Raw genomic sequence first — 15,454 nt, 5'->3', positions numbered from 1 at the left:
TTAACATTATGAAAAAGTTAGTTTTCATTCTTGTACTGAGTTTTTTGGCGTTGAATTCGTGTGATGATTTCCTGACGGAGGTGCCGAAGGATGAGATATCAGTAGATCAGCTGTTGAATACGCCCGAAGGTGCCAGAGGTCTGGTTAACGGACTGTACAGAGACGGCCAGGGAGCCGGCTTTTACGACTCTGGCGGATTTGGAGGAGCCGATGTGATGATGGGAGGCTACATGTCGGGCTACTTTGACAACGAGGGTAAAGGCGAGCGGATCCAGGGGCAGGTTGCCCAGGATCTGCAGGTCGATCCCGAAGTGCTGAACCAGTTTTTCGACGGCTGGTGGTCCGGGCATTATGATGTCATCGGCAGAGCCAATACCGCTCTGAAATACATTCCCGATATGGAGGGAATGGCCCAGGATGAGAAAAACAGGCTGCTGGCGGAGGCGCGTTTTTTCAGGGCCCTCAATTATTTTGCCCTGGTCAAGTTTTTCGGCGATGTGCCGCTGATTACCGAGCCTACCGAAAGTCTTGAAGGTATTGAAGTGGAGCGCGATCCTTCATCTGCGGTTTATGAACAGATCGTTGAAGACCTGAACTGGGCTGTCAACAACGGGGGGCTTGCCAACGTCCCTTTCCCGGAAAACAACTATCGGGTAACGCAGGGAGCAGTCCAGACGCTTCTGGCCGATGTATATCTTCAGATGTCGGGATTCCCGCTGCAGGCTGACAACTATGGAAATGCAGCTGATGCGGCGCGTTCGGTGATTCAGTCGGGCCAGCACAGGTTGCTGGAACACGGGTCCACGCCTGAAGAGAGTGCCTATAACAAGTTCCGGATCTCCGATACGGATGACGAGTTCGTATACGGCATCGAATATAATGCCGACATCGATCCCAACGACAACCCGAGGATAACGGTACCCGGCGTTATTCGTCCTCCCGGAATCAGCTACGGCCGGACATTGAATGCATACCGCCCTATAGAGGAGTTTTCATGGATGTATGATCCGAATATGGATCTGCGCATTCAGGAAAAACAGCTGTACTACACCTCGCTGGAGCGGGAAGGCGAACAGTTTGATTTTGGAGAATGGGCCCCCTACCTCTGGTATGAAGAGGAAGCACTCTTCGAAACCGGGCGGGGAAGCCGGGATATCCGGGTGTATCGCTATGCGGAAGTTCTGCTGATCGCTGCAGAGGCCATTGCCCGTTCCGAGGGAGTTACCAGCGAGGCGGTACAGTACCTGGCCGATGTGAGAGATCGCGCCTACTGGCAAACCGACAGGAGCACGATTGTTGCAAGCCTTTCGGGGCTTTCAGAGCAACAGTTCGTGGAAGAAGTGTGGAAAGAGCGGCTGCGTGAGCTGGCGCTGAACTTCAAGATATGGTCTGATATACAGCGCACACGGCAATACCCCGTGACCTCCGAAAACAACCCCGGTGAGATCACGTTTGTCGATGTGGTCGGGGCATCCAACAACTGGGGACAGACCTACGAAGAGCATCACCTGCTGTATCCCATTCCGGATGATGAAATTCAGACAAATCCTGCGCTTGAGCAGAATCCCGGGTATAACTAATGCTAATTATTGAGTAGCCAGAACAGGAAAAAAATCGTGGCGGTTGGTTGAATAACGCCTGCAGGCAGTACAGTGCTTGTCGGCTTGTTCAGCCAATCGCATTTTTAAAGGATATCCCCTGTAACATTACAGAGATCCTTGAAACGTCTACTCATAAGCACAGGTGAAATTTATTAACCTATCTCAGGTTACTGATCGGGCGACTACAATAGTCGCCCGATCAATGACTGGAAGAACTCTGCAGGTATGGTGGCCATTAACTGTGGCAATTGGCAAACCGTTACTTATATCATAACTTTTCCCGGGGTAAATTTTTAATATTTGTCTAAAACACATTCCTTACCTCCATTCAGTAATTCATTTACGGGATGAATCGACAGAATATAATATAAGTGCACAGGTCGCATCCTGTGTTTTGAAAATGGATGGGGAATAGGGTACAATGATCAGAATCGTCATATAATCATACACAGCATACTTTATGAATACAAAAAAATACGCTTTCAGCTTTCTGCCGTGGAGCGCACTACTCCTGTGGATGGTCCTTGTTACCGGGGTGCATGCACAGGATTCCAACACCGTACTGCTCGATGACTTGTCATATTTTGAGGATCCCGCCGGAAGTTGGCAATTAGCCGGGGGGGTAACCGCCTCCCTTGATGAGGACAACGCCATCTCGATATCGGGGGGAGAGGGGATCCTGGTCAACAATCCGGGCGACCCCCACAAGGGGGAAGATCTGTATACCAGGCTTCAGCACGGCGATATAGACCTGTCGCTTGAATATATGATGCCCAGGGGATCCAACTCCGGGATCTACCTGCAGGGACGCTACGAGCTGCAGCTTCATGACAGCTGGACGGTGAAGGTTCCGACCGCTGCCCACAACGGCGGCATTTACCAGCGTCCGGCGGATGCGAAAGGTCCACGGCAGGGGTATGCTCCCCGCCAGAATGCAAGCAGGGCCCCGGGGTTGTGGCAGCACCTGGAGTTATCCTTCCAGGCTCCCCGCTTTGATGAAAATGGACGCAAAATAGCCAATGCACGCCTGCTCCGGGCAGAACTGAACGGCGTTCCGATCCATGAAAACGTCGAACTTATGGGTCCGACGGCCGGTGCCTACGGGGATGGGGAGGTCCCGAAGGGCCCTCTTCGGTTCCAGGGCGACCACGGTCCCGTGGCGTTTCGCAATGTCGAAATCACCCCATACAACCGTCCGGCCCCTTCTGTCGGGGATCTTCGCTACCAACTCTATGAAGGGGTGTTTACCGAAGAGCCCGATCTGGATACATTGACGGTCGACAGGACGGGATCCTCCGATCTTCTCACGGCCCACCTGGGAGTGCTCCCGGAACAGTTCCTGCTGCGGTATACCGGAATGCTCGATATCGAGGAGCCGGGCAGCTACAATTTTGCACTCGATGTCGCCGGCGGGGCGGGGCTGTTGCGCATAGCCGACCAGCAAGTTATACCGGTAGATGACACGGAGGGGCGAGCAGAGCTTAACAGCGGGAAGATCCCTTTTGAGTTGCTGTATGCTCGCAGAGGAGACTGGAGTACCCCGAATATTGAACTTTCGGTGTCCGCTGAGGGACTGCGAGAACATGTGCTTAGCGACCAGCGGTTTACGGGGCAGAGTGATCGAAACCCGATTTATGTACACGCCAGGGAAAAGCCACTGCTCCGCAGTTTTATGGACCTCCCGGAAGGAGATCGCCTGACCCATGCGGTATCGGTCAGCAGCCTGGAACAGCTCCACTATACATATGACCTGAATCACGGCAGCCTCGTGCAGGCATGGCGGGGCGAGTTCCTGGATGTGACCCCGATGTGGTATAGCCGGGGCGACGGCTCATCAAGACCCAACGGGTCTGTTGAGTATATGCTGGAGGAACCAGCATTGTCGGTAAATAAGATGGAGGATGAGCAAGCCCCCTGGAAACGGGATAGAACGGGAACCGGGTTCAAATCCGGCGGATACAACCTGGATGACAATGACAATCCCGAATTTACGTATACGGTCTTCGGAACCACCGTTAATGACCGGATCCAAACGGTACGCGATGGAGGTGGCCTCAAAAGAACCATTCGCATGAGCGGACCCCTTGAACAGAGGTATGTCAGAATCGGCGTTGGTGAGTCGATAAAACAGGCAGGGGAGAACCGGTTCCTGGTCGATGACCAGTCATATTATATTCAGCTGGAAAGTCCGGGTGGTGCCGATAATGTTATTATAAGAGAGATCGACGGCCACCAGGAACTGATACTGCCGGCCCGCCCGACGATACATTATACCATTCTGTTTTAACCTGAGGATACGAGGAGATTTTATGTCTGATACACGTTATTTCATATTTGTACTGCTTTTTTGCCTGGTAACCGGCGGCGTGGCTTCGGCCCAGGAGCCTCCCGCAGAAGAGGATTATTTCTATATCACAGATGTTGTCAGCCCGGAAGAACATCTGCTGGAGGTCGGCGGCATGGCCGTGCTGCCCAACGGCAACCTGGCGGTCGCTACGCGCCGTGGTGATATTTTCATGGTGGAGAATCCTGCCAGTGAAGAGCCCTATTTCCGAAAATTTGCAACCGGGCTCCACGAAGTTCTGGGGCTGGCATATAAAGACGGGGCGCTCTACTGCGTCCAGCGGGGGGAGCTCACGCGCCTGGAAGATACCGACATGGATGGAAAAGCTGACGCCATCGAAACGGTCTATTCCTGGCCGCTTTCTGGTCACTATCACGAATACAGTTACGGCCCGCTGGTGGCACCGGACGGTTCCTATTTTGTCTCAGCGAATGTGGCTTTTGGCGATCAGCAGTGGTGGCGCGGGGAAAGCCGGGTGCCGTGGAGAGGCTGGATTATGCGTATTTCAGAGGATGGAAAAATGGAGCCCTGGGCAACCGGTATGCGTTCTCCCGCGGGACTCGGACTGATCGACGGCGAGCTTTTTTACGCGGAGAACCAGGGTGACTGGATCGGTTCTGGCGGCATATGGCATGTGGAGAAGGGAGATTTTACTGGGCACCCCGCCGGACTGCGGTGGACCGACAAGCCGAATGCGCCATTGAAGATGACCGCAGAGGACCTCTATCGCCATATCGATCCCCGTATCAACAAGGATGAAGAGGGCAATTATATTAAACCGGAAAACATCCAGGATGAAGAAAATTATAAAGCGATGTTTGAGCTTCAGGATGAACTCCCGGCCCTCAAAACACCCGCAGTCTGGCTGCCGCACGGGATAATGGGCATCTCAAATTCAGATATTCAGCCGATCCCGGAAGGGTATTTTGGTCCGTTTGAAGAACAGGTGCTGGTGGGCGACCAGGGACAAAGTAAAATTATGCGCGTTTCACTTGAAAAGGTGAAAGGAACCTACCAGGGGGCCGTGTTTAACTTCCGTAGCGGATTTCAGTCGGGGGTGCTGCGCATGGCCTGGGCTGATGACGGCTCGATGTTTGTGGGAGAGACCAACCGGGGCTGGGGATCGGCCGGAGAGGCGGATGAAGGACTGCAGCGGCTGGTTTGGAATGGGCAGGTGCCGTTTGAGATGAAGACAATACGGGCTACACCCGATGGATTTGAAATTGAGTTCACGAAGCCGGTGGAGCCTGAAACGGCCCGGGATCTTGCCTCTTATTCGGTCTCCAGCTTTATATATAAATATCATCCGGTCTATGGCAGCCCGATGGTTGACCAGGAGCAGTCGGAGGTAACCGGCGTCCGGATTTCGGATGATGCGAGGACGGTTCGCCTGAAAGTGGACAATCTGCGAGAAAACTATGTCCATTTCGTGGTGGCCGACGGCGTGAGGGATAAAGAGGAGGACTACCCGTTACTGCACAATTCCGGGTATTATACGTTGAAAAACATCCCCGACGGACCCGCACTGTCGATGAGTGAGGTCAGTACCTATAATTCAACGGAAGAGGCTGGAACGGAGTCCGGCCAAACCGGCACAGGTGATTCAGGAGAGCAGGCCGATGTGAGCAGCTATGAGTCGGTAAAGCCGCTGTTAACAAAATATACCTGTACGGCCTGCCACAACCGGGATCAGCGCCAGGTCGGTCCGGCCTTTGTGGATGTGGCCCAACGAAACTACAGCGCGGAGGAGATGGTGGAGCTGATCTATAACCCGGATCAATCCAACTGGCCGGACTACGCTACCGCCATGCCGCCCATGACCAACGTGCCAAAGGAGGAAGCTCTTAAAATTGCACGATGGATTAACTCTCTGGATTGAGGTCGGCTTTTGGTCATAATCCCGGTGGTGACTTGGCGTCGCCTCCGGGGTTTTACTGTTGCTCGTCAATCAAAAATTCAATTGTAATTCTGGTCCCACCTTCAGAATAGGTAACCTCATCGGCAAACTGTTCCATCAGGTAAACACCACGCCCTCCCTCCTTCAGCAGGTTTTCATCTTCTAACGGGTCGGGCAGGGAGCTGGGGTCAAATCCTTTGCCTTCATCCTGTATGCTGACCTTTAATTTCGGAACTTCGTGGACAGCTGTGATAAATACATTTTTCTGCTCATCCTCGTTATTACCGTGAACGATCGCGTTTGTCACGGCCTCATTAAGTGCCAGTAATATGTTCCCATACATATCCTGATCGAATCCAATCCACTCCTGCAATTCATCCACAAAGGATTCCACCCTGCTGACTTGTTCAAAACTGGAGGTAAGCGTAAGAGATTTGGTGGTTTGTTTTGTCATATTTGTGATTAAAAAATCTTCGGTTTTGGGATGAAAGCCGGGGCCTGTTCCAGGGTAGTGAGTGGAAACTTTGGCAGGAAACTATATCCGGGGTGCAGTTCCAGTGGCCGAATAAACTGTTTTTTCTGGTGAGGCATAGCTCGCGGTCGATGAAATATGTTGTATAACCCGGCTACTGAATATAACTGTATTATGCATGAGATTGTTGCATATTCCGGGCCTACCTAAAGTATAAAAAAATATGCAGATCAGTAAGCCCGGGGCCTTATCAGGGCAAAGTGTGCCGGCCTTCTGAAAGACGGCACCCCCGGCTTTGCAGCGTGCTTGTTGGCATCTTTTTTCGCCGTTAATTGATCTTTCCAGAGAGTAGATAAAGGCGACTAATGGGCGCTTGAACGCCCCAAGTGTCATTTTTTGTTGCATTTTAGGAAAATATGATGTTGATTTTACCATCTGAATATAAAATTGATCCCAATGTATGTCAGGCCAAAAGCATTTGCATGATTAAATAAATACAAGATACCTATGGACGCTAATGTTTTGGTACTAAATCAGGACTATCAGCCCCTGAGTGTATGCTCGGTACAACGATCAGTCAAACTCCTTTTCATGGAAAAGGCAGAAATGGTACACGACTATCCTGATCGCACGATACGTACAGTATCAGAGGAATACTCCTATCCATCGGTGATTCGGCTGCGTCGTTATATTAATCTCCCCTACAACAAGATTGTGCTCTCCCGCAGAAATATCATGAAGCGAGATCGCAACAAGTGCCAGTACTGCGGGGTGGGAAAGAATCTGACTATTGATCATGTGATGCCGAAGAGTCGCGGCGGAAAAGATACGTGGGAAAACCTTGTAACGGCCTGCGATGAATGCAACGTCCGCAAAGGCAATCGAACGCCGGAAGAAGCCGGCATGCCACTCAAAAAGAAGCCGTTTCGCCCTGTACATATCACGTTTCTCCAATCGATCCTCGGAGGTGTTCAGGAAGATTGGAAGCCCTACCTGTATATGTGATTTTTCAATATCACAACTTTTTCCCAGACCCGGGGGAGGGGAAGCGGGTATCCTTCCTTGTATTGCTGACTTTGCGAGGGCTTTGCAAAACCCTCAATCCCTCGTTCTGAGGGAGTTGTACTCCCGTTTTAGAGGTAGCCAAGGTCGGTAGTACAACTACCTCCCAACAAAATCGAAGGTTTTGCAAAGGCCCCTTTACTTCTTGTTGCCGTTCTTAGTGACCGGTCAAAGATTATTTTCCGGGAGATATCGACGTGGAGACAGTGTGAATAATATTGTCAGATGAGCAGTTTTTTACGCCTGAAACAATGAACCGGGATGGCATCCGTTTGGAAGTCCAAAACCGGATAATCCGCTTCACACTATTTACATAAAAAACTCTTATCTTTAATAGTTTTCGAATCGAAATAATTATCAAGTGTTAGATCCATGAACTCAAAAGGACGAGTATTAGTGGCAATGAGCGGGGGGGTTGACTCCTCTGTAACGGCTGTAATGCTCAAAGAACAGGGATACGATGTAATCGGCATTACCATGAAAACGTGGGACTATTCCCGCGTAGGCGGCAAGTCGGACAAGGAAACCGGCTGCTGCACGCTCGAGTCGATGAACGACGCCCGCCAGATAGCGGTCAAGCACGGGTTCAAGCATTTTATTGTGGATATCCGCGACGAGTTCGGTGACTGGGTAATTGACCGGTTTGTGGATGACTATATGGGGGGGCGTACCCCTAATCCCTGTGTGCTTTGCAACACGCATATAAAATGGGCTGCCCTGTTGCGCCGGGCAGATAACCTGGGTTGTGACTATATCGCCACTGGTCATTATGCCAATGTTCGGGAAGAAAACAGCCGGTATGTTATCTCGCGGGGTAAAGATCCCCGAAAAGATCAGTCGTATGCCCTTTGGGGCGTGGCCCAGAAGCATCTGAAGCGCACGATTTTTCCACTCGGCAATTATGAAAAAACGGAAATCCGGGATCTGGCGGAAGAGTTCGGGCTCACTAAAGTGGCCGGAAAACCGGATTCTTACGAGATCTGTTTCATCCCGGATGATGATTACCATCGCTTTTTGCGCGACCGGGTGGAGGACCTGGATGACCGAATTGGGCCCGGAAAAATTGTAGACCAGGATGGGGAAGTCGTTGGCCGGCACAAAGGCTATCCTTTTTATACCATCGGTCAGCGACGTGGACTCGACCTGGCAATGGGATACCCGGTCTATGTTACCGATATCGATGCGGATCAAAATGTAATCACGATTGGCCGCAAGAAGGATTTGATTAGTACAACCTGCCGTGCCGGAGAGCTGAACCTGGTAAAATATGATCGTATTCCGGAAGGTGGCATGGAAATCACCGGCGCTATCCGGTATAATGATGACGGGGCGATTGGTCATCTCACACAGATTAATGACAACGAGATGGAAGTCCATTTTCCCGCGGGTCGTGAGGCGATTACACCGGGCCAGGCCGTGGTTTGCTACGAAGATGATGACGTAGTGGCGGGGGGCTGGATTCGAAAAGTAAATGTTGAATCCGATGCGCTCCAGCCCGCGTAGGCGTATAATTCAACATTTATATTTTGGCATGTGCGATGCACAATAACGAGCATCGCACTTTTTTTATACCAGTATATTGAAACACAGCGTTATATTTGGGGTACAACCATTTGTAAACTTTTGTACTTTTAAGGCTCATACTTAAAATTTTTTTAGAAAGGTCCGGTTATGATAAAAAAATTCGGTGTTTCGGTTGGAATCGCAGTATTGCTTGCAGTCTTTAGTGTACCCGCGGCGGCGCAGTTCGAGGGAAAAATCGTATTTAACAGTTACGAGGTTACCCCTGATGGTTCGCAGAGCCAGAATGACCAGTTCTCCATGTATGTTACGAACGACCGCATTTTGCTGGAAGGGGAAAACCAATACAGTTTTGGCGGCTCTATTCAGACTGAAGGGGTACTGGTGCGGCTGGATTTTGAGGATTTTGTGTTCTTAACCGGAGAGCAGTCGGCATTAAAGATTTCCAAGCAGGATATAAGCGCCATGATGAATATGTTCAGCAATGGAAATGCTGCCGGACAAACCCCGGATGTGGACCAGGAGGTTGAATATGAAAGAACCGGGGAGACCCAAAATGTGAACGGCTACAGCTGTGAAAAATTTATTTTTACCGACCAGGAAGATCCCAATGCGCATGCAGAGGTGTGGATGACCAATGAGCTGAATATACATTGGGGAATGCTGGCTGAACCGTGGGGAAATACTGACCTGGATATGATGGGCGACCAGTTTTCAACGGACTTAATTTTCAGGGATGGATACTTCCCGATGCGTATTGAAGGATATGAGTCCGGGGAGCTTCGTCAGGTTACTGAAATACAGGAAATTGAACAATCTGATATTGCCAGGGCGATGGTGCAGATTCCACAAGGGGTGAAAGTGTTGAGTTTCCAGGACTACCTTTTCAATAAAATGAGTGAGCAGTAGGCCTCATCAGCAGTTTCAAGCCCAGAAGTTCCTGCTTAAACGGGTTGAAATTGGTAAGGTAAGTGAGAAGAGCAATGTCCTGACCAGGCAAGGTGGCTCCAACACCGGTCTTGCTTATCCACACCCGCCTGCTTCGGCTTCCACGCCCCATTCGAAGCCGGGAAAGACAGGGTGTCCTTTTCAAGTCCGGCCTTTCGTCAGAGAGAAATTCTTACGGTTTAGAACGTGGTGCTATACCCGTTGGTACGACCTCTCCTCCGAAATTCGTTATTTCTTGTTCTACATTCCTAATTCCCACCGGCGGCGATTTTTTCATTTTTTGGATGTGCAAAAATGAAAAAGAGTTTCGTGACTTTTTGAGGAAGCCCTATAAAGCAAAAAGGCTCTGCTATGATCGACAGAGCCTTTCTGCAAATGCAAGTAGTGAAGAAGCCTGGTTCTTCATTTTTATTGCGATTGATTAACTGGACATCAGCTTTCGGAAATCACTGAGCACAGAATGCACGTGATCTGCTGATGTATCCAAAAGTTGTTGTTCTTCTTCGTTTAAATCAACCTCAATTATCTCTTTAATTCCCCCGTGACCAAGCTTGACGGGAACGCCTAAAAACAGCTCTTCCTGCCCGTATTCGCCGTTCAGGTATGCAGCGCAGGGGAATACGCGATTTTGGTCCAGCATAATGGCTTCCACCATCTGTGCGGCAGCAGCACCGGGGGCGTACCATGCAGAGGTTCCCATCAGGTTGACCAGCTCACCTCCACCTTTCTTTGTGCGTTCCACAATTTCTTCCAGGCGATTATCATCGATAAAATGGGTGATCGGCATGCCGGAAACCGTGGTGAAGCGGGGCAGAGGCACCATGGTGTCGCCGTGTCCGCCGAGCAGCAGCGCCTGGATGTCTTTGGGAGAGACCTCGATCTCCTCGGCCAAGAAGGCGCGGAAGCGGGCGGTGTCAAGGATGCCGGCCATCCCCATCACGCGGTTGGAGGGAAATCCACTGGTTTCGAGGGCGACCTGTGCCATCACATCCAATGGGTTGGAGACAATAATCAGAATGGTGTCTGGCGAGTGCTCAACAAGCTGCTCCACCACGCTCTGTACAATATTGGCGTTGGTTTCCAGCAGGTCATCGCGGCTCATGCCGGGCCGGCGGGGAACCCCGGCGGTAATGACGCAGACGTCGGAGTCGGCCGTATCCTCATAATCGACCGTTCCGGTTAGCCTGGTATCAAATTTATGGATCGGGGCCGATTCCCACTGATCCAGCGCCCGCCCCTTGGAGGGGTAGATCTTGTCGCCGTTTTTTTCCTGGACGATATCGACCATTACCACTTCTTTGGCGAAATCGCGTTGAGCTATGGCCATCGATACGGTTGAACCGACATTTCCGCCAGCACCTACTACAGTTACTTTCATGAATATTAAATTTGGATGTTAAATTTGTAATTAATATTGAACGTTGGTAATCAAAAGCGGTGTAAACGATTGTTTCGCTACATTCAAAATATACCGGACAAAATTAATATCGTTTTCTCGAGTCCATTCCCCACATCAGTTTATTGCGGAGCGTTTCAAAATAGCTTTGATCAGGTAGTTCAATAAGATCAATGGTAAAATTGGAGCGTTTTATCGCTACCTGAAATGGATAGTCTTGAATTTCATAAATTTTGCCGTCATAAGAAAACAGAACTTCATGCTGTTGTTTTTCGACGGTTATCCTGAGCGATTTGTCGGAGGGCAGCACCAGCGGGCGTGTGGTGAGCGTGTGTGGGTTGATGGGGGTGAGTACCATTACATCGGTGTTGGGCATTACGATGGGTCCCCCGGAAGAGAGATTATACGCGGTTGACCCGGTGGGAGATGCCACAATAAGTCCGTCAGCCCAGTACGTGTTGATAAACATGTTGTCGTATTCGGCTTCAACGGTGATCATTGAGGTGGAGTCGCGCTTTGAAAAAAGAAATTCGTTCAGTGCGTGATAGATGTGCCCGTTTCCATCTTCAGCCTGCAGCAGGTGTCGCTTGTCAATCCGGTAGTTGCTGTCCCGGATGCTCTCCAGCGCCCGCGGCAGGTTCTCTTTTTGTGTGTTGGCCATGAATCCCAGTCTACCGCTGTTTACGCCGAGAATCGGTTTTTGGATGTTTTTCATAAGCCGGGCGGTGTACAGCATGGTTCCGTCTCCCCCCATGGCAACGATGATATCGGCCTGGTTGATCGCTTCCTCTTCCGAATTTACCACTACGGCCGACTCATGAGTCGACGCGTCATAGAGAGAGTTCAGATCACTGTTAAAATAGATCTTGACGCCCTGCCTGTCGGCCCAGTCGAGGGCGGCAAGAAAGGGGTCCTTAACTGAATATTTTTGCGGATTAGCTATAACAGCCAGTTTCATAATAACAAAGTTGAAATCAGGTCCATGTTCTTCTTATAGCTCGTCAATTCCAGGCATATCGACCGTTCTGACATTAATCCACCAAGGATAACGGTTAAACCGGAGATCCTCAATTTCATTGATCGACAATGTTGCCTGTTTGACTGTGTATTTTACCAGCATATTTGAGTTGATCATAGCCGAGTGGCCGGGATAAAAAGGGACAAAAGAGCTCGTATAGAGCGCGGTGTGCTTGCTTGGGGTGCGAATATTGACGATCTGTAGCTTGGGCTGCCCGCGCCACTGGGTTGAAAGCTGTTGCAAAAACCAGCGCTGAAACGGATCTGTCCAAAAGGTGCTGTAGATTGTGGAAGGTTGCTCGGCGGAAGGTACCGAAACCGAATCAGGAACAGTTTCCACTTGCACGATGTCAGCGGGAATATTCTGACTCAGCGGTGCAGGGTCTACTCTGCTGAATATGGACCGAACTCCCGAACGGGAAACGGAAGAAGCGGGATTATGAAGCAGGCTGTAGGTCGTGAATCCGCCCGGTGTGGAAAAGATATAATCGGTCGAATATGCCGGGGATAATTCGCCCTGCGGGGTGAGTATATTGCGGATGATCTGGGGGCCAAGTTCCGGGATGGCATGGATGTCGCCCGCCGCCAGTGCCTTCAGGAGGTTCGATTCATTCTGCTCAATAACCACATCTACCCGATCCAGTGACGAAGGGTCGCCGCCCGGCCGCGGGTAATTCTCAAACTCCGAAAATATATAGACCGAGTCTCCCACCTGCTGCGAGAGTTCAAACGGACCCGATCCAACGGGCGTGAAATCGAGTGGATTTTCTGCCACTGCTTCGCTGGGGTAGACCGAGGCGTAGGGAGAGGCCATCTTTTGCAGGAAATGCGGATCCCGCTCATCCAGTACGAACGCCACCGTGGTATCGTTGGGTGCCTGGATGCCGCTGACGCTGCTGATTTGCCGGTAGGCGGGGTTGAGTACATTGTGCTGTTCCTGGAAATAGGGCTGAAAGCCTTCAATTGCCATGAAAAGTTCTGCAGCATCGGAGGGAACCCCGTTCCTTGCCATCCGTTCGAAGGCAAATTTTACATCCCCGGCCACTACTTTACGCCCCAGCCCACTGCTGAAGATATCGCTGTCGTGATAGTAAAGATCGTTGCGAAGTGTGATCACGTAGGAAAGGGAGTCGCCGCCAACCGACCACCGCTTGGCCGCGGCGGGAACAATCTCTCCATCCCGGTCATATCGGACCAATCCCTCATACAGGAGCTGCAGGGTCCTTTTTGCGCTGTTGTTATCGGCAAAGAGGGGATCGAGGGTGGGGACCGGGTGTATTTCGCCGAGGATGAGTTGCCTGAAATCCGCAGTCTCGATGGGAGAAACCGCGGTATCGGGGGCTGGCGGAGCCTGCGGAGATTCCGGAGAATCCTCGATGACAATCGTTTCAGGCTGCTTGGCGCAACCGTGAAGCATGAGTCCCAATATGACTCCGAAGATCAGAGAATAGAATAACGTTTTCATTAAGATAGTTTTATGAATGATAATTATGGGGCATACCTTCAGGGGCGGATGCTACATCCTTTTTTGACGTAAATCTTTAATTTTAATCAAGTTTCCCGAATGGTCAAAGCCTCTGAATGTTAACCCGGACTGCCGCGAAAAGTTGTGGCAACGTCATGTTAAGTTTCGCCATTTTTTTGTTTTCCCTTCAGCCCTTTGATGCCTTGAACGGCCTTTTGGCTTAACAAGTTCGTTTCGTAGCTGCGCACCCGGCCGATCTTTCGCTGATGCTGCCTGCGCGCAATTTCAATAAGCTGCAGCATCAGATCGCGGATTGAGATACCGGATTCCTCCCAGAGATAGAAAGAGAAAGAACCAGGAATAGTGTTTATTTCATTGAAAAAGACCTCGTGGGTTTCGGCATTCACCAGGAAGTCGAGCCGGGCCACGCCGGCGGCGCGGAATGCCCTGAAGATGGAGAGCGACATCTGCTGTATCTGCTCCGTGAGCTTGTCCGGGATGTCGGCGGGAATAACACGGTCAGCTGAAGCCATGCCTTTGCCGCCGCCGTTTTCATTTTGGTACTTGTCCCTGAAAGAAAGGGTCTCCTCTTTTCCGAGAGGACGTTCGCACACGCTGGGCCGGGCCTCTTCCGGATCGCCAAGCACGGCACAGTTGATCTCCATCAGGGGCGATATCGCCTTCTCTACCAGCAGATTGGCATCATAGCGGAAGGCGGTCTCCACCGCTTCGATGAGAGAGTCGCGATCGTCCGCTCGCTTCACCCCGATACTGCTGCCCAGGTTGACCGGCTTTACAATGACGGGGTATCCGATCGAATCAATTTCTGCAAGCAGCTCCTTTTGTCCGGCCTCCCACTGCGATTCAAAAAAGTGAACACTTTCCACTACGGGGATGTCGTGCGCGCTGCAGAGCTCCTTGGCTTTTACTTTGTTCATTCCCAGGCTGGAAGCCAGTACCCCACTGCCGGCAAAAGGCAGGTTGTACATTTCGCAGGTCCCCTGGAATGCGCCGTTTTCACCCTCTGACCCATGAAAAGCAGGAAGCACAGCGTAGATGGAGTGCTCCCGGGGAGAGGAGAACAGTCCCCGTTTTTTGGTTTCCAGCAGTACCGGTTTCCCCATTTCGTTGTGGGAAAAAGTGCACGGTATGGCCTTTTCCTTCAGTGTATCAAGTTCCTGGTAGTGTTCCAGGTCCAGCAGGTATTCACCGGTCAGCCAGCGCCCGCTTTTGGTGATATAAAGTGGAAGTAACGAGTAGCTGGTATCCTCCAGCGCAGATATCGCCTGCATGGCACTTAAAACGGATACCTCGTGTTCAGGAGAAACGCCGCCAAAAGCTATCAGGATATTTTTTTTCATGCTGTCTAACTGATATTCGAAGCAGTTGAGAAATTTGGTTTAATGATAAGAAAAGATCTCCTGAGATGTGAGCAAAGTAGCAAAAGGAATCCACAGCTGCCGATGTGTCGACTACCTGGACTGATGGTAGGGACCTTTGGAGAGCCTGCTATTTTGCTGGGAGGTGGTACCACCGACTTTATTACCCTTTTGAATGGGAGTACAACTCCCTCAGAACGAGGGTTGAGGGTTTTGCAAAGCCCTCTGGTAAAGATTGGTATTTTCCTGAAACCCGGTCTTTCCAATCGGGGAAGTGATGGTTGCAGCCTGAAGGTTTTAACTGCCGGGAAATCCATCAGGCTTATTACCCTATTTCAGCGAGGGGTTGCTG

The 15,454-nt window shown here is 50.8% G+C and carries 11 protein-coding genes; 6 read left to right on the top strand and 5 right to left on the bottom strand.

The annotated features are described in order from the left end of the window. Nucleotides 1-8: 8 nt before the first annotated feature. The 3 genes from ACG2E4_RS04695 to ACG2E4_RS04685 all read left to right on the top strand — a co-directional run bounded on the left by ACG2E4_RS04695 (nt 9) and on the right by ACG2E4_RS04685 (nt 5,824). Complete coding sequence (locus ACG2E4_RS04695; RefSeq protein ID WP_395258373.1) at nt 9-1,580, top strand: RagB/SusD family nutrient uptake outer membrane protein; 1,572 nt, start codon at nt 9-11, stop codon at nt 1,578-1,580. 481 nt (nt 1,581-2,061) lie between these two features. Beyond that, entirely contained in the window at nt 2,062-3,888 is a 1,827-nt protein-coding gene (locus ACG2E4_RS04690) for a family 16 glycoside hydrolase (protein WP_395275852.1), read from the top strand. A gap of 22 nt (nt 3,889-3,910) precedes the next feature. Beyond that, on the top strand, nt 3,911-5,824 hold the full coding sequence (locus ACG2E4_RS04685) for a hypothetical protein (protein WP_395275851.1): 1,914 nt from the start codon (nt 3,911-3,913) through the stop codon (nt 5,822-5,824). A 52-nt stretch (nt 5,825-5,876) separates the two neighbouring features. Here ACG2E4_RS04685 and ACG2E4_RS04680 read toward each other — a convergent pair whose 3' ends face one another. Then, nucleotides 5,877-6,296: an ATP-binding protein gene (locus ACG2E4_RS04680; RefSeq protein WP_395275850.1), complete on the bottom strand. Its 420-nt coding sequence runs from the start codon at nt 6,294-6,296 to the stop codon at nt 5,877-5,879. A 525-nt stretch (nt 6,297-6,821) separates the two neighbouring features. Here ACG2E4_RS04680 and ACG2E4_RS04675 point away from each other — a divergent pair. The 3 genes from ACG2E4_RS04675 to ACG2E4_RS04665 all read left to right on the top strand — a co-directional run bounded on the left by ACG2E4_RS04675 (nt 6,822) and on the right by ACG2E4_RS04665 (nt 9,806). Then, nucleotides 6,822-7,319 (top strand): HNH endonuclease, encoded by a 498-nt coding sequence (locus ACG2E4_RS04675; protein WP_395258363.1) that lies wholly within the window; start codon nt 6,822-6,824, stop codon nt 7,317-7,319. A gap of 429 nt (nt 7,320-7,748) precedes the next feature. Next, complete coding sequence (mnmA, locus tag ACG2E4_RS04670) at nt 7,749-8,879, top strand: tRNA 2-thiouridine(34) synthase MnmA (RefSeq protein WP_395275849.1); 1,131 nt, start codon at nt 7,749-7,751, stop codon at nt 8,877-8,879. A 168-nt stretch (nt 8,880-9,047) separates the two neighbouring features. Beyond that, complete coding sequence (locus ACG2E4_RS04665; protein WP_395275848.1) at nt 9,048-9,806, top strand: DUF4412 domain-containing protein; 759 nt, start codon at nt 9,048-9,050, stop codon at nt 9,804-9,806. A gap of 460 nt (nt 9,807-10,266) precedes the next feature. On the opposite strand, the gene mdh is transcribed toward ACG2E4_RS04665, so the two are convergent. From mdh to ACG2E4_RS04645, 4 genes are all read right to left on the bottom strand, one after another. Continuing rightward, nucleotides 10,267-11,223: a malate dehydrogenase gene (gene mdh, locus ACG2E4_RS04660; protein ID WP_395275847.1), complete on the bottom strand. Its 957-nt coding sequence runs from the start codon at nt 11,221-11,223 to the stop codon at nt 10,267-10,269. A 103-nt stretch (nt 11,224-11,326) separates the two neighbouring features. Next, nucleotides 11,327-12,199 (bottom strand): NAD(+)/NADH kinase, encoded by an 873-nt coding sequence (locus ACG2E4_RS04655; RefSeq protein WP_395275846.1) that lies wholly within the window; start codon nt 12,197-12,199, stop codon nt 11,327-11,329. 33 nt (nt 12,200-12,232) lie between these two features. Next, nucleotides 12,233-13,723, bottom strand: coding sequence for an ABC transporter substrate-binding protein (locus tag ACG2E4_RS04650; protein WP_395275845.1), 1,491 nt, complete (start codon nt 13,721-13,723; stop codon nt 12,233-12,235). A 158-nt stretch (nt 13,724-13,881) separates the two neighbouring features. Further along, a complete protein-coding gene (locus ACG2E4_RS04645) occupies nt 13,882-15,084 on the bottom strand; it encodes a D-alanine--D-alanine ligase family protein (protein ID WP_395258349.1) in 1,203 nt (400 codons plus the stop codon). Between the last annotated feature and the right edge of the window lie 370 nt (nt 15,085-15,454).

Origin of the sequence: Halalkalibaculum sp. DA384 (assembly GCF_043951955.1) — a bacterium.
Lineage (GTDB): Bacteria > Bacteroidota > Rhodothermia > Balneolales > Balneolaceae > JAMQKA01.
The sequence above is the reverse complement of the archived record's forward strand: the minus strand, read 5'-3'. Positions and strand labels throughout refer to the sequence as shown.